This window comes from Oleiphilus sp. HI0117, assembly GCF_001635235.1.
Genome location: NZ_LWGA01000344.1, coordinates 1 through 20,678, shown reverse-complemented (window position 1 = coordinate 20,678; position 20,678 = coordinate 1). Strand labels below are relative to the sequence as shown.

The 20,678-nt window shown below is 44.2% G+C and carries 16 protein-coding genes; 7 read left to right on the top strand and 9 right to left on the bottom strand.

Features of this window, described 5'->3' with window-relative positions; genetic code table 11:
- The coding region (locus A3757_RS04240; protein ID WP_068739211.1) for a phosphotransferase family protein at positions 1-945 on the bottom strand (945 nt) is incomplete at its 3' end.
- Between the two features lie 8 nt (positions 946-953).
- Positions 954-2,192, bottom strand: a complete 1,239-nt coding sequence (locus A3757_RS04235; RefSeq protein WP_068506712.1) for an acyl-CoA dehydrogenase family protein — start codon at positions 2,190-2,192, stop codon at positions 954-956.
- A gap of 222 nt (positions 2,193-2,414) precedes the next feature.
- Between A3757_RS04235 and A3757_RS04230 the strand changes: the two genes are divergently transcribed.
- From A3757_RS04230 to A3757_RS04215, 4 genes are all read left to right on the top strand, one after another.
- Positions 2,415-5,414 (top strand): hypothetical protein, encoded by a 3,000-nt coding sequence (locus A3757_RS04230; protein WP_068553360.1) that lies wholly within the window; start codon positions 2,415-2,417, stop codon positions 5,412-5,414.
- A 125-nt stretch (positions 5,415-5,539) separates the two neighbouring features.
- Positions 5,540-6,442, top strand: a complete 903-nt coding sequence (locus tag A3757_RS04225; protein ID WP_068506716.1) for a LysR family transcriptional regulator — start codon at positions 5,540-5,542, stop codon at positions 6,440-6,442.
- An 11-nt stretch (positions 6,443-6,453) separates the two neighbouring features.
- The gene (locus A3757_RS04220) at positions 6,454-6,765 is read left to right on the top strand and encodes a DUF2007 domain-containing protein (protein WP_068506719.1); all 312 of its coding nucleotides are present in this window, start codon (positions 6,454-6,456) and stop codon (positions 6,763-6,765) included.
- Positions 6,766-7,051: 286 nt separating this feature from the next.
- Positions 7,052-7,246 carry a DUF6316 family protein gene (locus A3757_RS04215; protein ID WP_068553359.1) on the top strand — a complete coding sequence of 65 codons (195 nt, stop codon included), beginning with the start codon at positions 7,052-7,054 and terminating at the stop codon, positions 7,244-7,246.
- 12 nt (positions 7,247-7,258) lie between these two features.
- Here the strand turns inward: A3757_RS04215 and A3757_RS04210 are convergent, their stop codons facing one another.
- Positions 7,259-7,717 (bottom strand): nuclear transport factor 2 family protein, encoded by a 459-nt coding sequence (locus A3757_RS04210; RefSeq protein ID WP_068506725.1) that lies wholly within the window; start codon positions 7,715-7,717, stop codon positions 7,259-7,261.
- Positions 7,718-7,906: 189 nt separating this feature from the next.
- Between A3757_RS04210 and A3757_RS04205 the strand changes: the two genes are divergently transcribed.
- Positions 7,907-8,788 (top strand): GlxA family transcriptional regulator, encoded by an 882-nt coding sequence (locus A3757_RS04205; protein ID WP_068553358.1) that lies wholly within the window; start codon positions 7,907-7,909, stop codon positions 8,786-8,788.
- A gap of 3 nt (positions 8,789-8,791) precedes the next feature.
- Here the strand turns inward: A3757_RS04205 and A3757_RS04200 are convergent, their stop codons facing one another.
- On the bottom strand, positions 8,792-9,220 hold the full coding sequence (locus A3757_RS04200) for a thioesterase family protein (RefSeq protein WP_068506729.1): 429 nt from the start codon (positions 9,218-9,220) through the stop codon (positions 8,792-8,794).
- 509 nt (positions 9,221-9,729) lie between these two features.
- Here A3757_RS04200 and A3757_RS04195 point away from each other — a divergent pair.
- A complete protein-coding gene (locus A3757_RS04195; RefSeq protein ID WP_068506731.1) occupies positions 9,730-12,513 on the top strand; it encodes a bifunctional aconitate hydratase 2/2-methylisocitrate dehydratase in 2,784 nt (927 codons plus the stop codon).
- 124 nt (positions 12,514-12,637) lie between these two features.
- Here A3757_RS04195 and A3757_RS04190 read toward each other — a convergent pair whose 3' ends face one another.
- The 5 genes from A3757_RS04190 to A3757_RS04170 form a co-directional block, all read right to left on the bottom strand.
- Positions 12,638-12,874 (bottom strand): hypothetical protein, encoded by a 237-nt coding sequence (locus tag A3757_RS04190; RefSeq protein ID WP_068506734.1) that lies wholly within the window; start codon positions 12,872-12,874, stop codon positions 12,638-12,640.
- Positions 12,875-13,225: 351 nt separating this feature from the next.
- Entirely contained in the window at positions 13,226-17,248 is a 4,023-nt protein-coding gene (locus A3757_RS04185) for a methyl-accepting chemotaxis protein (protein ID WP_068739208.1), read from the bottom strand.
- Between the two features lie 295 nt (positions 17,249-17,543).
- Positions 17,544-18,011, bottom strand: a complete 468-nt coding sequence (gene bfr, locus A3757_RS04180; protein WP_068506737.1) for a bacterioferritin — start codon at positions 18,009-18,011, stop codon at positions 17,544-17,546.
- Positions 18,012-18,022: 11 nt separating this feature from the next.
- Entirely contained in the window at positions 18,023-18,496 is a 474-nt protein-coding gene (gene bfr / locus A3757_RS04175) for a bacterioferritin (protein WP_068506740.1), read from the bottom strand.
- Positions 18,497-18,686: 190 nt separating this feature from the next.
- The gene (locus A3757_RS04170) at positions 18,687-18,929 is read right to left on the bottom strand and encodes a (2Fe-2S)-binding protein (RefSeq protein WP_082865273.1); all 243 of its coding nucleotides are present in this window, start codon (positions 18,927-18,929) and stop codon (positions 18,687-18,689) included.
- Between the two features lie 247 nt (positions 18,930-19,176).
- Between A3757_RS04170 and A3757_RS04165 the strand changes: the two genes are divergently transcribed.
- Positions 19,177-20,678, top strand: a 1,502-nt coding sequence (locus A3757_RS04165) for an FAD-dependent oxidoreductase (protein WP_068739206.1), incomplete at its 3' end; no start/stop codon positions are given.

Sequence of the window (20,678 nt, the reverse complement as noted above, 5' to 3'; positions counted from 1 at the left end):
TAAACGGAAGAAGCTAAAGGCTAGATAGAATGCCCAGTGATCAATCTTGTCGATTCCCATACGTTTGCAATATCGTGCAACATATTCTTTTTCAGTTGGAATACCTAGGCTTGTGCGATCAATACCTGCTAACCCACTCATTTGACCCGGCTTCTTTTGCCCGCCGCTAGCAGGCATACGCAACTGCATACATTGGTATGCCAAGTCTGCAAAAGGATGACCCAATGTAGACAACTCCCAATCTAATACGGCCAAAATACTAACTTCACCAGACTGCAAAGCGGCACTTGAAAACATCATATTGTCGAGGCGATAGTCACCGTGAACTAAGGAAACACGGCCGTCATCTTCGGGCAGATTTTCTTCTAACCATGCGATCAATTGATCCATTGCTGGAATCGGCTTAATTTCAGATGCTTTATATTGCTGACTCCAGCGAGATAGTTGGCGCTCAAAATAGTTCCCTGGCTTGCCATAATCACTCAATCCTGCACTGTCTAAATCGACACTATGAATCGCAGCTAGTACATCGCCCATTTGCTCGTATGCGGCGCTTCGCATTTCATTTGACGCTAGTTCTGGCAAGGCGGCATCCCAGAAGATACTGCCTGCGCAATACTCCATTACGTAGAACATGGAGCCGATAATTTCCCGGTCTTCACATAGGTGATACATGCGAGGCACCGGTACGTCAGAATCTGCTAGCGCTTGATAGACTCGAAACTCTCTGTCGACTGCATGAGCAGATTTGAGCAGTTTGCCTGGAGGCTGCCTTCTTAGAACAAAGTCCCCCGAAGGAGAAGACAGCTTGAAAGTCGGGTTTGACTGCCCCCCCTCAAATTTTGTTGCTTTAATCGGCCCAGAAAAGCCTTCGATATTGTCTGCAAGGTAAGCAGCTAGCTTAACAACATCGAGCTCATCAACATTTGTTTTTATATCCGACATACCTTCTCCTAAGCCTTACGCATCTTCATCATTTGCATTGCAGAATACCCTGCTGAGACACCACGACCAAGCTGCATCATATGAACCTGATCTGGCCCATCCGCTAGACGAATAATACGTGCCATTTGATATGCATCAGATAAGAAGAAGTCTTGGCTTAAACCTGCTGCGCCATGTATCTGAATCGCTCGATCAATTACCGTACAGGCCATTTGTGGCGCAACGATCTTGATCATGGCGATCAGGTCTTTTGCCCCTTTGTTGCCGTGTGAGTCCATTTTTGCAGCCGCTTTTAAGGTAAGCAAGCGCGCTTGTTCGATCTCGCAGTAGGACTTGGCAATGTCTTCACGCACCGAACCCTGCTTGCTCAGTGGCTTACCAAATACGACACGTTCTTCAGCTCTGACACACATTAACTCAAGTGCACGCTGTGCGGCTCCGATTAAACGCATGCAGTGGTGAATTCTACCGGGGCCTAAACGCCCTTGAGCAATTTCAAATCCACGCCCCTCACCTAGCAGTATATTCTCGGCAGGTACACGCACATTTTCGAATAAAATTTCTGCGTGACCTTCTGGCGCATCGTCATTACCGAATACTTGCATCGGTCGAACGACGGTGACACCCGGCGTGTTCATCGGTACGAGTATCATTGATTGTTGTAGGTGACGATTTTCGTTGTCCGGGTCTGTTTTGCCCATCACGATGAGTATTTCGCAACGCGGATCACACGCACCCGAGATATACCATTTACGACCATTAATGACGTAGTCTTCGCCGTCACGCGTAATAAGAGTCTGAATATTTGTTGCATCAGAGGAGGCTACATCGGGCTCAGTCATGGCAAAAGCAGAGCGAATCTCGCCTTCAAGCAAAGGTTGTAGCCATTTTTCTTTTTGCGCTTCAGTACCATAACGAACGAGTACTTCCATATTGCCTGTGTCGGGGGCGCTGCAATTAAATATTTCACTGGCAAAACGTGTCCGCCCCATGACTTCAGCCAGAGGCGCATATTCCAGGTTGCTTAAACCGTAGCCATAATCACTATCAGGCAAAAACAAATTCCATAAGCCCTGCTCTTTTGCGAGCGCTTTTAAGTCTTCAATTTGCTGAGGAATCTGCCACCTATCTTCGGCATTTTCGATAGTCTCTTTTATCTCTTGCTCAATTGGGTACAAATATTTTTCCAGAAAACTTGCCACTTCCTGAGTCAGATCTAGTACCTTCTGCGAGTATTCGAAATTCATATTTCACCTTTGTTGTTGAGCATATTGACATCAAGCCAACTTATCTTGGATGAAGGCATTATAGGCAGCAAAGAAAACATCATTGAAGTTTATTTACTTTATTTATAAATATAACTATCAGTGATACTTACAACTTATTCACTTGTCTAGACCCAGATCAACTCAACACTCCATTATTTATATTAGGATTTACTAATAAAGAGTTTTATTTGGAGATATTCAATGCAGAAATTCCTATTCAACTGCCTAGGGTTGAGCTTTAAGGTTTTCTTAGCCTTAGCACTAAGCCTATCGATTGCAGGCTGTAATGGCGGCTCAAGTAACTCTTCAGGTACAACACCAGGAGATGAAACAGATATCTCCGGGGTCATTGAGTTGCCTGAGAGCTCACCTCTTCAAGAAGATAAGCTCTCAATAGAAGTTGATGACGCCTCATACCCTGTTGACTCTAAACAAAGAGTGTCACTCCCTACTCTAGGCGAATCACCAGCCAATGCGTATCTAATGCTTCCGCAAAGAGAAAGTGATGAATGGCCAAGCGTCTACATGCTTTCTACCCTATTACCCGGAGAGGAAAATACTCGTATCGACAGCGAAGGAACCGCAATCTCCCTGGTCATGCAAGCAATCCCTCAGGAGCTTTTACTAAACGCAGGAAGCGCAAGCGAAGTCAAACAAAGCGTTAGAAACAACTCCCTAGCGTTTATTGATAAATTTGAAACAATGATCGAAGCGGACCCTTATACTTTGCACCTCCACAATTTGAACAATGTCTATGACGAGATCTATCTTGGCGCAGTGCAGAGCAGTCTGGATGCCCTTAAAGCCTTAATGCCAACGCAGGATATTGAACTGGCCATCTCACGCACAAGCACAAACACAAACACAAACTATCGCTCGACTTCTTACGATGGCCCAAGCGATATGGATCTGCACGTAGTCTATGACGACCCAGCCCATACTCTGCTGGGCTTGTCTGTTAAACCAGAAAAAGAAAACAATCGTATTGCCTCGTACATAACCCTGGACAATGATACGAGCCTCTATGTTCGCCCCAGGATTTTTGATCTGGTGTCCGGTGGGGAATGGTATAGTGCCGACTTACCCGTAGGCATTATTAGTAAAGCTTTTGATGAACACTTGCTCGATCCGCAGCAAGGATTCTGGGGTGCCTATCAATCTAATGAACAATCCTTCGAAGTTGAGCATCGCGATGTGGTGGTAGATTTTGTCACCGCAGGAATTACAGGCATCGAGTTCGATGGCTACACCGAAAGTACCACCTTTGCACTTCAACTAAGAACGATATATTCGAAGGTACTCCTTCCAAGCATCAATACGGTGTTTAGCGTTAAGGACGTTGCTATCCAACCTGTTTTTGGCGTGCTCTATAATTCTGGCTTGTTTGATAAAGCCGCGCCCGCCCTATATCAATGGGAGCTTCTTGAAGCCTTAGGCATCGTCTTAGACGAAATGACATCGGGGCTGAATCCTACAAACCCTATTGCGGGATCTTGGCCAAACCCCGTCATAAATGAAATTCTTAGCTTAACAGCTAACGCAGCATTACAAGTTAATTCAGAACAGTTTGCGAAAATGGGGCTCACACTGATATCGCTCAAGGCAACCATTGCCATTTGGGCTGCAGATATGCTTGCCGTAGTAAATGATGCGAGGCATATTCCAAGCACCGTTTCGGCGACTGTTAATTTCCCGATTGATCTGCTTAGCATGACGCCTTTAGCCATTAGCCGTCGTGATGGTGGTGTTATTGAAACAGAAGAAGTCACCCTAAGCGGCTTTGGCTTAAAAACACTAGATCATGTAGATGGCCGACATATTCCGGAAATCGTTCTAAGCGCTAAGAACGGTGAAGGTGAACTTGTTGATAGCGCCAAGTTTTATCCTTCTAATGCGCTGAACACCAACGACCCAGGAACGGAAATTAAATTCGAAGTATTCGGTCAATGGCTAAATGCCGACAGCAACGTCGATACAATTGAAGTTTCAATTGATCATATCTATACCAGTCGCAATCTAATAGGCATGAACAATGTCTATGAAATTACCGTTCCACCTGTAAGTGATCAAGCCAGTTTTACGATTCAAGTGGGCGCTATGGTTATTACTTCAATCGACCAAGAACGGGTTCAAGGTAACGATGAGCTGATCTTAAGTGTTTCAGGCATGACAACTAACATCGACGACTACACCGTCTACTTCAGGACGCATACGGGTAGCATTGTCCACGCTGCAATTCATTCTCTGTCTCAGGGAAGCTTAGCGTTAAGATTACCTTCGCACGAAAATATGGAGGTGGGTCCAATTAGCGTTTATATCGAAAATACCGAAGGTATTCGAAGTAACGAAGTAGCGCTTACGTTTATCCCGGAAAAAGTAGAATTTATATCCAACGGTATGAATGAGTTTGGTCAATTAGAACTAGCAATGACTCAAGCACAAGGCCTACCAGATATCCGCTATGTGTTGAATGGATCAGCGCCAGAATACAACTACTCGGCACCGATTTCGGTTTCTGATGGCACCACGGTGACCGCTTATGTAATACAAAGGGTTTATGGCCAGGACTATGCATCAGAAGAATCTGAATTTACTCATTCGACCTGCCCTATTGCTGATATTCCTCAATCCAATAGCCCTAGTTGCCCATCCACCTACGATATCGAACTCGGCAGCTCGAATACTTTTAATCAGGCTATTACGATGGCCAATGAAAGTGATCCCAACTCGTATACTTCTTGCTCATACGGTCATGGCGCAAACTACTATGAAGACCCGGGAATACTTGACCGAGAGCAGTTCTACGTCAATGCCCAGCTGCATGGATTAAGTCGATATTGGCATGAAAATGGGCAGATCTCTTCTCAAGGCTATTATAAGGAGGGAAATTCTCATGGTCTGTCCGAAGCCTGGTATGACAATGGCATCAGAATGTCACAAAATTATACTTACAACGGCGAATACTGCGGAGCCCAGACAAGTTGGTATGAAAGTGGTCAAAAAGAATCCGAAGACTATTATGCTGATGGCGAGAAACACGGCCTCTCAAGCGATTGGTATGAAAATGGGAATAAGGAATTTGAAGCGCACTTCGCGAATGGCAGTTACCATGGCACGCTAAAACGATGGAACGAAGATGGTACACTACTTTACTGCTGGAACTACGTTAATGGGACAAGAGGCGACAGCTGCGCGCCTTAAAGTGCTAGCTAGATTGATTCGCACCTTCAGGCTAATTTAGCCTGAAGGTGCTTTAGTGACATCATCACCTATAGCTGCTTAAATACATGCCTGAACAACAACTTCTTGTTTGAGTTTAATAATCTATGCAGCTTCAAAAAATTGACCTAAACCTGTTCATTGTTTTTGATGTAATTTACCGAGAACGAAATCTGACTAAGGCTGCTGAGTCCCTTCATATCACTCAACCCGCTGTCAGTAACTCGCTAAGTCGTCTACGCCGTGTTTTTGATGACCCACTATTTGTAAGACAATCAGGTCACATGGTACCTACACCATTGGCTGACAACATAATATCCAGAGTACGTGCGGCCCTGGCCGGGCTGGAGAGCAGCATCACCGAGCATGATGACTTTAATCCGGAAACCTCTGATAAGAAGTTCTCGTTCGCGATGAACGACACCTCTGAGTCTTACCTGCTGCCAATATTGATGTCTTATTTGCAAGAACATGCACCCGGCATTTCAATTGAGAGCTTTCCTGTCGCACGTTCAGAACTATCGAGAGAGTTTGCCACGGGGCAGTTAGATTTTGCGCTCGACGTTCCTTTGGTTAACGATCCACAACTTGTGAATGAGTCTCTCGCCCAAGACCGTTTTGTCTGTGTCGCTAGCCACGATCACCCATCGCTAGACGGTAAAAGCCTAACACTCGAGCAATACCTTTCTTCGCCGCACATTCATATATCCAGCCGCCGACGGGGTCAGGGCTATATTGACCTGCACTTGAATCGACAGGGCCTACAACGGGATATTCGCTTACGAGTCCAGCACTCTAGGGCTGCTCCACCAATCGCGGCACAGACCAATATGCTGCTAACAATCCCTGAAACCCTGGCGAAAGATCACAAACTAGCGATCTACGACTTGCCCTTTGAATTACCTGATGTAGATTGGCATTTATACTGGCACAGCAATTACAGCCAGGATAAAGCACACCAATGGATGAGAAGCGTCATTATTGATATCTTTAATCAAGAAATAAGCTGAGTACATGTTTGATGAAACGCATTTTTTCGCATTCAAACTCATTATTAGTCTTCAACCTTCGCAACATCCTGGGTAATCATAATATCAATTGCGAAGTTCGGAATGATGGCCTGACATCGACAGCGGGTGAAACACCTCCGACAGAGGTGTGGGCTGAGCTTTGGGTCTCGAAAGAAAGGGATTATGAGCAAGCAGAAAAAATCATTGAAGAAGCGGTACACGGCGACCCCAAAGCGACTTCATGGTTTTGTGAGCATTGCTCTGAAGATAATGCTCCCGCGTTTGAATTATGCTGGAAGTGCGGTAGAGAACGCGCTATATAACTTAGGCTCCTGAAAACCTTTTAGCTAAGCACTTAATTCTATTAATTAATACCTTTCGAACTAAGCTTTATGCGCCATATTTCAAACCAGCTCTGCTATGTGAATAAATGCAATATAAACCGCATTTTCCTGGCTACATTTCATACAAACACTACAATTAGATAGTATTAGACCCCGGTCTATAGGCAGACCTATTGCCGCCTACATTCTATTTCTTTTTTATTATGACGATCACCCTTAGTACCTGTTGCTAATACGATGAGGTACGTAGTTAAGGAGAAAGCTCATGACAGTTCGTTCCGGTGAAGGTGATAAAAGCTGGTTCCACAGCAATCGTTTTACTCATGTTAATGATTCCTGGTTTTTCACGACGCGAGAAATGACCGAGGAAGGCCCCTTCCACTCTCGACAAGAAGCAGAAAGTGCTTTGGTGTTATACATCAGGCACGTAAATGATTCGTTTTTCAAAAATAGTGGCTAGCGTTACATTGATCTAACTTTCAAACTGGGATAATTGCGCCATTGCCTGTTTTGATACTGCATTTTGAAAGGTACTAGACCAGCCTAACAAGTATGCAGGAAGCCCGATCGCCTGACGAGACCAACGCCAAAAGTTGAAGTCATCGTGATGCTGGTAAATCAATCCATCTTTAAAGGTAATGTTTGCCTTAATCTTATTATTTACCTTTCGACCCGTTTTAGAAAACAAGTAATTTGCTTCCCAGTTCACTTCACCTTGTGTGTCGTTCACCTTAGCCACATTAAAACTAAGGTCGAAGTCTTTTGCGCGCGTGCAGAGCATTTTCCACATAAGCCCTACTTCTGCTCCCGATAAGGTAAAAGCCGGGTCTTTGAAGGTCGCCTCTGGGTGGTAGCATGAAGTCATTGTTTCCCAATCAAGCTTTTGAAAAGCCGTGTAAAAGCGTTCTAATAATTCTTGCTGTTGATTCATTTCTGCTCTCCTGCTCAATTCATATCATTTACATAATGATAGCGAGCACTTAGACTACTTGTAAGATGACTGATATGACATTATTAAACGACTAATAAGACAAATAAAAAGAATACCTTTTGCATTGGGATTTATGTTCACCCTAGCTCCCCTGTTTCTTCAGTCGCTGGGCTGTGGGATATTTTTTCTGTGTGTTCACAGTTGCTTGCAAACGATATTCAGTTAACAACAAGCCTAGTGGGCCCGTCTCATTCAAGTATTAATAGTAGTACACCTATTCGTATTAGCCCTACAGAAGACATTGGTCAGAAGCATTATGACTTGGTCATCATCGCGCCCCTCGGCCCTGTCCCGACTAATGGCTTTGATTTTGATGACGCGCTAATTCATTGGCTAGTAGACAGCCAGCGAAAAAGAGGCGCAGTGGCGTCAGTATGTACCGGCGCATTTCTTGTGGCGGCGACAGGTTTGCTTGATCAGCGTCGCGCAACCACACACTGGAAGTATGCCTCCCAGTTTCGACAACAATTCCCGCTTGTTGATTTACAGATTGATAGCATGCTGACTCATGATGGAACATTATTCTGCTCAGGCGGCGCCTACGCATTTCAAGACCTCTGCCTTTATTTAATTGAAACGTTTTTTAGTCGCTCGCTCGCCGAAGCTTGCTCCAGATTACTGATGATTGATTTGTCTGAGAGATCGCAGCTAAGGTTTGCCGGTATACAAGCTTTGAAAGAACACAGTGATGAACACATTATTGGTATTCAAAACTGGATGGAAGATCATTTGGATAGCTTCGATAGTATCGAAGAGCTAGCAAACCGCTTTAACATGAGCAGCCGAAACCAGGTGCGGCGCTTTAAAACCGCTACCGATGAAACGCCATCTAGCTATTTACAAAAGCTTCGCATAGAGAAAGCAAAGCATCTGCTTCAAACAGGGAGTCAAAATATAGAGGCCATCGCAGGTAACGTTGGCTATCAGGATATTCAGTATTTCAGAACGCTTTTTAAAAAGCTCTGCGGTCAAACACCAAAACAATTTAGACAAAGTAAACTAAAACGCTAATACCTATAGTCCGTCGAGTGCAACAATTCTGTTTTTGATCTCTTCAGGAATGGCATGTTTACAGTTATTGTTATAATCGTAAAAAACGATTATTCCCTCACCTTCTGCCGCAATTCTGCCAGTATTATGGCTCATAACGTAGTACTTCATGGTAAAGCGATCTTCTGAAATTTCGCACACTCGCGTTGCCACGGAGATATTGTCAGGGTAGCTTAAAGGCGCTTTATAGCGGCACTGAGTAGAGGCCAGTATTGGGCCAATACCAGAGCGTTTCATTTCTTCATTATTACCCAGTCGGTCAAAATAGGCAATTCGCGCACTTTCGAAGTATTTAAAATAGACGACATTATTAACGTGCTGAAAGGCATCCATTTCACCCCAGGCTACTGGCGTATCTATCGAAACCTGACACTGCTCAAACACTTCGCTCATTACTACCTCTTCGCATTGTATTTATCAAATCATGGTATAAATGAGTGTAGAGCTTAACGACAAACAAACACATTCACAAAACCTATACCGAAAATAACATTCATAAGCCTGAGTAATTATTAACTTTTGCGGGGAAATCCCATACAATATGTGCGCGAAAATATAAGGGTGGTCTAAACTCAATAGATTTCGATCTAGAGGCTAAGATCTAGCAATAAAGACATCTGACCACCAGCCTAAGCTAAAGTGAACCTTAGAAATCAAAAAGTCACAAGAGCGGGCCATAATAAGGGAAAGATAGCTGTGGACACATTCCACACTAAATTTAAGCAGACGCACTGCTGAGAATAAGCGCCCAATGGGGAGCTTGCATAGTGAATAAACAGGAACACCTGATCAGTTCACTGGAAAGCCATGCTCCGTTGGACACCGATGAAACTACTTGCATCCAATGGCGTATTAAGTAGTTTTTTGATAGTCATTACTAAAACTTTGAGTGAGAGATTCGTATGAGTTTGTATTCAGAATACCTAGAAGAAATTGAGGTTCGTAAAAAGGACCTAGGTTTGAACCCTAAGCCAATTGATAGCGCAGATTTGTTATCAGAGATCATCGCTCAAATTAAAGACACGGGTAACGAGCACCGCGAAGCGTCTTTAAACTTCTTTATCTACAACACGCTTCCAGGTACAACTCCTGCGGCAGGCGTTAAAGCAGCATTCCTAAAAGACATCGTTCTAGGTAATGAAACTGTTGCTGAGATCTCGCCTGAGTTCGCTCTTGAGCAACTTTCTCACATGAAAGGTGGCCCTTCTGTTGAAGCACTTCTAGACATCGCTCTTTCTGACGACGCACAAGCTGCAGCAGCGGGTGAAGTTCTTAAGTCTCAAGTATTCCTATATGACGCTGATACAGCTCGTCTAGCTGAAGCATTTAAAGCAGGCAACGCGATTGCTAAAGAGATCCTAGAAAGCTACTCAAAAGCTGAGTTCTTCACAAAGCTTGACGATATCCCAGAGAAAATCGACGTTGTTACTTACATCGCGGCTGAAGGCGACATCTCTACTGACCTTCTTTCTCCTGGTAACCAATCTCACTCTCGTGCAGACCGTGAGCTACATGGCCAGTGCATGATCACGCCTGAAGCACAACAAGAAATCGTTGAGCTAGGTAAAAAGCACCCTAACGCTAAAGTGATGCTAATCGCTGAGAAAGGAACGATGGGTGTTGGTTCTTCACGTATGTCTGGTGTTAACAACGTTGCACTGTGGGCTGGTGAGAAGACTTCTCCATACATTCCATTCATCAACAACCGTCCGGTAGTTGCAGGTACTAACGGTATCGCACCTATCTTCCTAACGACTGTTGGTGTAACCGGTGGTATCGGTCTTGACCTTAAAAACTGGGTTAAGAAAACTGACGCAAACGGTGAAGTTGTTCGTGATGCAAACGGCGACCCAGTATTGGAAGAAGCATACTCTGTTGCAACAGGTACGGTTCTAACAATCGATACTAAAGCTAAGAAGCTATACAACGGTAGCGAAGAATTGTCAGACGTTTCTGATGCCTTCACGCCACAAAAAGTTGAATTCATGAAAGCTGGCGGCTCTTACGCGGTAACTTTCGGTAAGAAGCTACAAACATTTGCTGCTGAAACGCTAGGCGTTGAAGCACCAGTTGTTTACGCTGCTTCTAAAGAAATCTCTAACGAAGGCCAAGGCCTAACTGCAGTTGAAAAGATCTTCAACCGCAACGCTGTTGGTGTTACTTCTAAGACTCCACTACACACGGGTTCTGACGTTCGCGTTAAAGTGAACATCGTAGGTTCTCAGGACACGACTGGTCCTATGACTTGTCAGGAACTAGAAGCAATGGCTGCTTCGACTATCTCTCCAAGTGTTGATGGTGCTTTCCAGTCTGGTTGTCACACAGCTTCTGTATGGGACAACAAAGCTAAGGCTAACACGCCTAAGCTAATGGCATTCATGAACGCGTTCGGCGTAATCACTGCACGTGACCCGAAAGGCGTTTACCACTCAATGACTGACGTAATCCACAAAGTATTGAACGACATCACTGTTGATGACCGTGCAATCATCATTGGTGGTGACTCTCACACGCGTATGTCTAAGGGTGTCGCATTCGGTGCTGACTCTGGTACGGTTGCAATCGCACTTGCGACGGGCGAAGCAGCAATGCCTATCCCTGAGTCTGTAAAAGTAACCTTTAAAGGTTCTATGAAGCCTCACATGGACTTCCGTGACATCGTACACGCAACGCAAGCACAAATGCTTAAGAAGTTCTCTGGCGAAAACGTTTTCCAAGGTCGTGTAATCGAAGTACAAATCGGTACTCTACTTGCTGACCAAGCGTTCACCTTCACTGACTGGACTGCAGAGATGAAAGCGAAAGCGTCTATCTGTATCTCTACAGACGAAACGCTCATCAGCTCTCTAGAGTTGGCTAAGTCTCGTATCCAGATCATGATCGACAAAGGTATGGATAACGAAGCGAACATGCTACAAGGTCTTATCGATCTAGCTGACAAGCGTATCGCTGGCATCAAATCTGGTGAAGAGCCTGCACTTGCTCCAGACGACAACGCTAAGTACTACGCCGAGTTGGTTGTTGACCTAGATGCGATCGAAGAGCCAATGATTGCTGACCCAGACGTAAACAACGAAGACGTATCTAAGCGTTACACGCACGATGTTATCCGTCCTACTTCATACTACGATGGCCGTCAGGTTGACCTTGGCTTCGTTGGTTCTTGTATGGTTCACAAAGGCGATATGCAAATCATCGCTGCGATGCTTCGCAACCTAGAGAAGAAAGGCCCGATCACGTTTAACGCGCCACTCGTTGTTGCACCACCAACGTACAACATCGTTGATGAGCTAAAAGCTGAAGGCGATTGGGATATCCTATCTAAGTACGCTGGCTTCACGTTTGACGATGACAATCCAAAAGAAGCGGCTCGTACTTCATACGAGAACATCCTTTACCTAGAGCGTCCTGGATGTAACCTATGTATGGGTAACCAAGAGAAAGCGGCTCCTGGTGATACAGTGCTAGCGACTTCAACTCGTCTATTCCAAGGCCGTGTTGTAGAAGACTCTGCTGAGAAGAAAGGTGAATCACTACTTGGTTCTACGCCAATGGTTGTTCTATCAACTATTCTTGGCCGATTCCCATCATTGGAAGAGTACAAAGAAGCTGTTGAAGGTATTAACCTGACTTCTTTCGCTCCACCAGCTGAAGATTTGGCCGTGCCGGTTAAAATCGTTGGATAAGGTGGATTAAGACTTGGTCTTAATCATAAAAAAGCCCGGTCATTGACCGGGCTTTTTGCTTTCTATGTAGCTCTAAACAGAGTCTCTACTGGCTATTTAGCCATTGTACCAATACTTTATTTTACTAAATTATCACTTCTGGCAAGTAAGGAAAATCACTCAAGGGGCGCTTATCCATTCTTCTGTCATCGGTATGACGCCTATCAAAAGGTCCTAGACTTTCTAGACTGGGCATCAAGCTGTCTCTTCGACTACTGACCCGACGATCCAAGCTAAGGTCATACCCTACTTTGCCCGCCATGACTTTTCGTTTTTTGCCAATATTTTTACTTACAGTTCTCTTTCTGCTTGAAGTGTACATTTACCACCTCCTCGCTTCCGGGTGAGAAGCGCTAAGCTATTCACCTATTAGTCTACGCCTAAATTCGACACCCCATTAAATTGTTTTGTCATAGTAATTCTGTGTTCATAGTTTTGAGTTATTAGTGAAGCCAGCGCGGCCGAAGGATCTGCCTACAGAAGTCGACTTACCTCGTGCCCGTAGGCAGAGGGTTCCACCCCTCGCTGATCAACCCCGTGCTAGCCCTCGTGCAAGCCGTAGAAGGATCTGCCTAAATGAGTAATGTACTGCTTGAATCAAGTACTCCCCCGCTAAAAAAAAGGCCGAGCAGTGGATCACTGATCGGCCTTTGCATTCCCTTTAGACTATGCGCTAGAAGTCTTCCCAGTCATCATCATCGTTTGAGTTATCACCACTGTATTTGATCACCTGATCTTCTGTCGGAGCAATACCGGTATCCATCGGCACCGAAGTCGTTTGCTGTGGAGCTTGGCTGACAGAAGGAGTCGGTGCAGGCGCTGATGTAGGTGCTGAAGCAGGCGCGCTAAATATTGCGGCCTGGTGATTCCCCACTCTGAAGAAGCTAACCATCTGATTCAAGGCTGATGCTTGCTCACTCAAAGCCTCACTAGAGGCACTTGCCTCTTCAACCAAGGCTGCGTTTTGCTGGGTCATATCATCCATTTGCATGACTGCTTGGTTAATCTGCCCAATACCATCATTCTGCTCGGCTGCTGCCGTGGCAATTTCTTCTACTCTTACAGCAACCTCTTCAACTGACTTCACGATATCCGCAAGTGTCTGGCCAGAATCATTTACAAGCTGAGAGCCCGTTTCAACCTTATTGACGCTTTCACGAATCAGGTCTTTGATCTCTTTCGCTGCCGTCGCAGAACGTTGAGATAAGGTTCTAACCTCACCTGCCACCACTGCAAATCCTCGACCATGCTCACCCGCTCTAGCGGCCTCAACGGCTGCGTTAAGCGCTAGCAAGTTAGTCTGGAACGCAATCTCATCAATGACACCAATAATGTCGTTAATCTTATGACTCGAAGCGAGTATTTCTTTCATTGCTCCCACTGCGCCATGAACAACCTCACCACCTGCAACCGCTTTCAATTTAGCGTCGCTAGTGACTGTATTTGCCTGTGAAGCATTCCCGGCACTTTCTTTAACCGTGCTGGTAATCTCTTCCATGCTCGCTGCAGTTTCTTCAAGAGAACTCGCCTGAGACTCTGTGCGCGCACTTAGATCAGCGTTACCTTGCGATATTTCGTTCGCGGCTTCGTGAACCATCGACGTGGATTCACGAATCTGCGTAATGATCTCGGTAAGTTTGGTCACCGTCGCATTCACATCTGTCTTAACCTTACCGAAAGATCCTCGGTATTCACTGCTAATTGTCTTGGTCAAATCACCCTCTGATAATGCAGACAGAACTTCACCCACATCAGCTAAGAAGGAGTCTGCACTTCCAACAGTCTGGTTCAAACCTTCTGCTAACTTAGCAAAGAAGCCTGTTTTACCTTCAGGGTCCAGACGCTTGGACAGATCACCATTTGCCGCCGCAAAAACAAGTCGGTCGATTTCTTGTTCGATAGCGACTTCGTTAGTTCGGTCAGCCCACTCAACAACCGTACCAATACGTTCGTTATCGTCGTTTGTAATAGGGTTCACAACCAAGTCCATATTACGGCCACCAATATTCAGACTTGCCGAATACTCACTCGTCAGGCTCTCTAACAATTGTTTCTGATGCGAGGGGTTCTTATGGAAGACATCAATACTGCTTCCTAACAAGGTATTGACGTTGAAATTACCCAGGTCTTTTTGAATGTCACTTTCTGCATTTCGCAAGGTCGATATCACTGCATCATTCATGTAGATAATATCGCGGTCGGCATTGGCCACCATGACATTTGCCGAAACACTATCCAAGGCTTGCTTGATACGCGCATTATCATTAGCGACACTACGCTCTTTAGCCAATCGTTTTAGCTCTTCAGTTTGATCATCCCACTCTACGACCGTACCAATGCGCTCACCCTCATCATTAACAATCGGGTTAACAACAAGGTTTAGATTACGACCACCCACCACAATATCTGCAGAGTATTCAGCAGTCATCCGTTCTATCATGCCACGCTGGTGCGCTGGATTATTATGGAATATGTCTATATTACTGCCAATAATCTTATCAACAGCAAAATTGCTTAGCTCTGCTTGAATATCCTTCTCGGCATTGCGCAAAGTATCAACAACCGCATCATTCATATAAATAATAAGAAGCTGGTCATCTGCAACCATAACGTTTGCAGAAACGCTATCAAGCGCCTGCTTCATACGTGCATTTTCGTTGGCTATGCGACGCTCTTCTTCCGTGCGTTTCAGCTCTTCAGTGATATCGTTCCATTCAATTACTGTTCCTAAACGCTCGCTTTGGTCATTAATCACCGGCGTTGCCATTAGGTCAAACACTCTTCCGCCCGTTTTCATTCGACTCTTCTGCGTGCCGTTAAGGTTTTCTATCACCGCACGCTGATGACTTGGATCTTTATACAAAACATCTGCACTTGCGCCTAACAAGTTATCCGCATCAAAGTTTGGTAAATCACTCCGTAAGTCTGCTTCAGCGTCTTTGAACATCTTCTGAACCGACGCGTTCAGATAGATAATATCCATGCGGTCATCTGCCAACATGACATTGGTATTACAGACATCAAGGGCTTGCTTAATTCGGCTACCTGAATTCGCAATCGCGATCGCTTCTTCTACTTCAAAGCCCATTTTTATCTGCATCGATTTAAGTGAGCACATCAAGGCCGTTAATTCATTATTGCCGCTGACATGGATGTCTTCACGGTAATTGCCACTTGCGATTTCACCAAAGTTGGCCAGACACTGATTAATCGAACGAAGAATATTTCGTGATAAAGCAAAACCCAAAATTAAAGTCATCAAAATCGCAATAGTAGTTAAGGCACTTATAATATAGAACTGTGCTTGCATGCCTTCTACACGTTCAGTTAATAACTCTTCAAGCAAGTTTGCACTTTCATCGTACAATTCAAATGCTTTGTTAATACCTCTCGTTCCCTCAGCGAAGAAAGACTTTGCATCCATTGAAGATATCGCCAGGTCACCTTGTCTAATGTGGTCGACAGAAGAAATAAATCCACCAATAATACGCTCAACATCAGCCGCAAGTGAGCCTAGCCTCTGTTTAACTCTTTGCTCCGCACTAGCACCAGAGTTATAAGAAGTTAGCAGACCTTTGTAATTGACATCAACACCGACTTTCAATTCAGTCAATCGATTTAGTTGGGCCTGCCCAATTTCCTGATTAGCAATGACACCTGAGCCCAAGCCTCTAGCCTGGCCCATATTTTCGACCAGGGCTGGAATCTTGTTGACCACCAAGTCCATGCTATAGAAACTGCCTAACTCAGGATCAAGTATTAGGTTCGAGGTATCGCCAGCGTGAATTATCAGGTTTAGCACATCACTAATAAGGTCAGAGTGGCGAGAAAAACTGGCTTTAGCCTCAAGGCTAAATGCTATTCCCTTCAAACTGTCCCACTTCCTTTGAATCGCTTTGAACTTGCTAGAAGCTTGTAACTTTTCTCCTAATCTGGCGTCAACTTCTTTAGCCTCATCAAACAAATCGTTTATCTTTTGCCTTACAGACAATATTTTGGGTTCAAAAGAAGCGTCACCATTCAGATAAGCGTTAGTCATACCACGGTGTTGTGGAATAAACTGGAGTAGCTGTCTCATCGGTCGAATATATTCGACGCCGACGAGCTCCTGTTTAGAGAACTCTATTTGATCATATTGCTGAGCCAAGGTATTCACGACCAAAGCACTCAACATTAAGAGTACTGCACCCAGAAACATAAACTGCTGAGTGAGTTTAATATTGCTTAACTTAGGAAGGTGTTGAGTAAATCCCGACTTAACAACGTTACCACCATCTAGTGCTATTTCGCCATTTTTAAGGGCCACATAAGCACCTTCTGCTGCAGTAATTTCCTCACGACTGGGAATGGAGCGAACCGACATATATTCAACAACTTTGCCGTCTTCCCAGATAGGCGTCACATTTGCCTTTACCCAATAAAAGTCACCGTTCTTACATCGATTCTTAACGATTCCCGTCCAGGGTCGCCCCTTCTTCATCGTATCCCATAGATCCTTAAACGCTTCGGGCGGCATATCCGGGTGCCTGACGACATTGTGATTCTTTCCGACCAACTCCTGTTCAGAAAAGCCACTGATCGCGATAAACGCCTCATTGACGTATGTAGTGATACCTTTGAGATTGGTTTTTGAGACCAAGGTCTGACCTTCGGTCATCATGACTTCATTGTCAGTCACCGGCATATTGATCTTCATAGAGACACCCTAAGTATTTTTTAAGCGCGTTATTTTTAGATAGTGTGTAGTGAGCAAGCTATAGACTAGTTATCGTCATGTCGGCCCATTTCCTTGAATGAATCTGTCTATTTTGGGGTGAATTGCTTATTTAGCACTATAAATATAGGACAAAATTAGAAATACCCCCTACCTATTTAGGGATATTTTAGAAAGAAAGTATTTGGATTCAGTTGGGGATTAACGTTTATATCAAACAAACAAAAAAGCCGTCACAAATGACGGCCCTACTTACACTCATTATGCTATTCGAAGCTTACATCTGCGACTGTAAGTAATTTTGAAGCCCAATCTTATCAATCAAGCCCAATTGCTTCTCTAGCCAATAAGCATGATCTTCTTCTGAGTCTTCTAACTGCTTAACCAGCATTGCACGGGTTTCGTAATCTTGCTCAGACTCACACAAAGCAATCGCTGCCTTAAGGTTTTTAATTACTGAGTATTCTACATTCAAGTCATTCTGTAGCATTTCCGAAACTGTTTTACCGACATTTAGCGGCTCACGCGTTGCCAAGTCTGGATGCCCTTCCAAGAACAAAATCCGTTTGATCATTTGGTCTGCGTGATCTGTCTCTTCTTCACGCTCATGATCCAAACGTTCATAAAGCTTATCTAAGCCCATATCTTCATAAATTCGAGAGTGAACAAAGTATTGGTCTATTGCCGTTAGCTCACCCGCTAACAAGTGATTTAATTCTGCTATAACTTTATCTGAACCTTTCATATTTCACCCCCTTAATCATCTTCAATCATTGATTGCATATAGTTCTCGATCGTCACTTTATCGATCAGATCAAGCTGAGTTTCCAACCAATCTAGATACTCCTCTTCTTCTGCAAGAATTTCTCGAAGCTTATCACGGGTGACGTAGTCTGATACTGATTCACAATAAGCGATCGCTTCGCGTAAGTCGGCAATGGAGCTTTGTTCTAATTTGAGGTCGCACTCCAGCATTTCTTGAGTGTTCTCGCCTATTAATAATTTGCCTAACTTTTGCAGGTTGGGGATACCTTCCAAAAACAGAATGCGCTCAATCAGCTCATCTGCCTGCTTCATATCTTTGATAGATTTTTTATATTCTTTTTTATCTAGGCCTTCGAGGCCCCAGTTTTTAAACATACGAGCATGCAAAAAGTATTGATTAATCGCTATAAGCTCATTGCCCAGGATTTTATTAAGGTGTTGAATAACTTGTTTGTCGCCTTGCATTATCACGCCCCCTTTTTTATCAGTGTGGTGCGATGAGTATATTACTTTTTAAATTCAAAAGGCACGTTATTGCTTTAATAATCACAGACTTAATAAACTAAATAGTTATCATTAAGTTTTTAAGGTTTGATACTGGATAGGCTAGATAGAATCGAAGGGAAAGGAAAGGAAAGGAAAGGAAAAAGACTGCTTAAACACGAACCTCTAAGGCAAGCTGCATAGCCGCAGTATTTTGCATACTGGTCATTTTTTCACTGATTAAGTCTTTAGCATAAGTGGTACATTGACCACAGCACTTGCCAATACCTAGCGAGTCCCTGATCACCTTACATTCTGTCGCACCCTCATGAATAGCAGAATCAATATCTTTATCGCTAATACCATTACAAACACAAACCAACATATGATCACCACTTGCTAGAGTTGCGAGCATTATACCTTAATAGGAATCATTTTCAAATAATTAAAGTTACCATCAACTGACATAGATCAATTGAGGAGCTATCTCCCGATGGAGATATTTATATTGCACACAATGTAAATATCTCGGTAGACTAGCCCTTCTTAACATATAGTTACTTATTAAATTGAACTCTTAAGACATAGCTGCAGTCTGAACAAACGCACTCCTTATTAGACTTCATTCAAATAACCACCATTTTGAAGGTAGATACAGATTTATGGATAAAAAGAAAAGACTTCTTATTGTCGCGCTCGTTATTCTCATTGGCTGCTTTTTTTTCTTCGACCTTGCCCAGTACTTGAGCCTCGACTACTTTAAGTCTCAACAACAGGCTATCAGTGACTTTCATTCGCAAAATGCAATACTCAGTGCTGGCATATTCGTCATGATCTATATTGCTGTGACTGCTCTCTCCTTGCCTGGCGCCGCAGTAATGACACTTGCAGGCGGTGCAATCTTCGGTTTGTTACAGGGAACGATTCTGGTGTCCTTTGCCAGTACAATCGGTGCAACACTAGCCTTTCTAGTTTCTCGAACACTACTGAAAGAAAGTGTACAAAAAAAGTTTGCTGACTCCCTTAAGTCAATTAATGCAGGCATTGAAAAAGAAGGCGCGTTTTATCTGTTTGGCTTACGCCTTGTGCCTTTATTCCCGTTTTTCGTTATTAACTTAGTGATGGGTTTAACGCCAATCAAGACTCGCCAATTCTTTTTGATCAGCCAGCTCGGCATGCTCCCAGGCACCCTTGTTTACGTTTATACCGGTACTCAGCTTGGTCAGATTGATTCTCTATCAGGCATCCTATCACCCGGTTTATTGTTTGCTTTTGCTCTACTCGGCCTATTCCCTATTTTGGCCAAGAAGTTAATGGAAAGCATACAAGCTAAAAAGGTTTTCGCTAACTATGACAAGCCGTCTAAATTTGACACCAATATGGTCGTTATCGGTGCAGGTTCAGCAGGACTGGTTACTTCATTGATCGCTGCAGCAACCAAAGCAAAAGTCTCTCTTATTGAGCGTCATAAAATGGGCGGCGACTGCTTAAATACCGGTTGTGTCCCCAGTAAAGCACTCATTCGTTCGGCTAAAATGGCAAAGTACTATGAGCGTGCTGAGGAATTTGGTCTATCAAATGAAAATATCGAGGTCGACTTTCCTGCGGTAATGGAACGCATTCAATCGATTATTAAAACCATTGAGCCTCACGACTCTATCGAGCGATTCACGGGACTCGGTGTTGACTGCATTACCGGCAGCGCAGAAATCATTGACCCTTTTAGAGTAAAAGTTAATGGTGAAACGATCACCACGCGTAACATCGTTATCTCCACAGGAGCGCGGCCTTTTGTTCCTGCGATTAAGGGCATTGAAGATACAGGTTATTTGACTTCCGATACGATATGGGAACTTAGAGAAAAACCAGGCCGCATGCTGATCATCGGTGGTGGGCCTATCGGCTGTGAAATGGCCCAGAGCTTCCAGCGCCTTGGAGTGCAGGTGATTCAAATGGACCGCTCTGCCCGCATCATGCCACGAGAAGATGAAGACGTGAGCGCAGAGGTTCAAAAGCGCTTTATTGAGGAAGGCATTGATCTTAGATTAAACCATCAGCCAACAGAGTTTATTACTGATAATGGCCAAAAAGTTCTGTTGTGCACCGACATTGACGGCACTGAACAGCGAATTGAATATGATGTTTTGCTATTGGCAGTCGGACG

Coding starts and splice junctions, on each gene's coding strand:
- A3757_RS04170 (WP_082865273.1), bottom strand. CDS start 18,929: ATGCTCGCAACTCTAGCAAGTGGTGATCATATGTTGGTTTGTGTTTGT.
- A3757_RS04220 (WP_068506719.1), top strand. CDS start 6,454: ATGAAACGCATTTTTTCGCATTCAAACTCATTATTAGTCTTCAACCTT.
- bfr (WP_068506740.1), bottom strand. CDS start 18,496: ATGCAAGGCGACAAACAAGTTATTCAACACCTTAATAAAATCCTGGGC.
- A3757_RS04215 (WP_068553359.1), top strand. CDS start 7,052: ATGACAGTTCGTTCCGGTGAAGGTGATAAAAGCTGGTTCCACAGCAAT.
- A3757_RS04195 (WP_068506731.1), top strand. CDS start 9,730: ATGAGTTTGTATTCAGAATACCTAGAAGAAATTGAGGTTCGTAAAAAG.
- A3757_RS04200 (WP_068506729.1), bottom strand. CDS start 9,220: ATGAGCGAAGTGTTTGAGCAGTGTCAGGTTTCGATAGATACGCCAGTA.
- A3757_RS04190 (WP_068506734.1), bottom strand. CDS start 12,874: ATGTACACTTCAAGCAGAAAGAGAACTGTAAGTAAAAATATTGGCAAA.
- A3757_RS04210 (WP_068506725.1), bottom strand. CDS start 7,717: ATGAATCAACAGCAAGAATTATTAGAACGCTTTTACACGGCTTTTCAA.
- A3757_RS04230 (WP_068553360.1), top strand. CDS start 2,415: ATGCAGAAATTCCTATTCAACTGCCTAGGGTTGAGCTTTAAGGTTTTC.
- A3757_RS04235 (WP_068506712.1), bottom strand. CDS start 2,192: ATGAATTTCGAATACTCGCAGAAGGTACTAGATCTGACTCAGGAAGTG.
- A3757_RS04185 (WP_068739208.1), bottom strand. CDS start 17,248: ATGAAGATCAATATGCCGGTGACTGACAATGAAGTCATGATGACCGAA.
- A3757_RS04225 (WP_068506716.1), top strand. CDS start 5,540: ATGCAGCTTCAAAAAATTGACCTAAACCTGTTCATTGTTTTTGATGTA.
- bfr (WP_068506737.1), bottom strand. CDS start 18,011: ATGAAAGGTTCAGATAAAGTTATAGCAGAATTAAATCACTTGTTAGCG.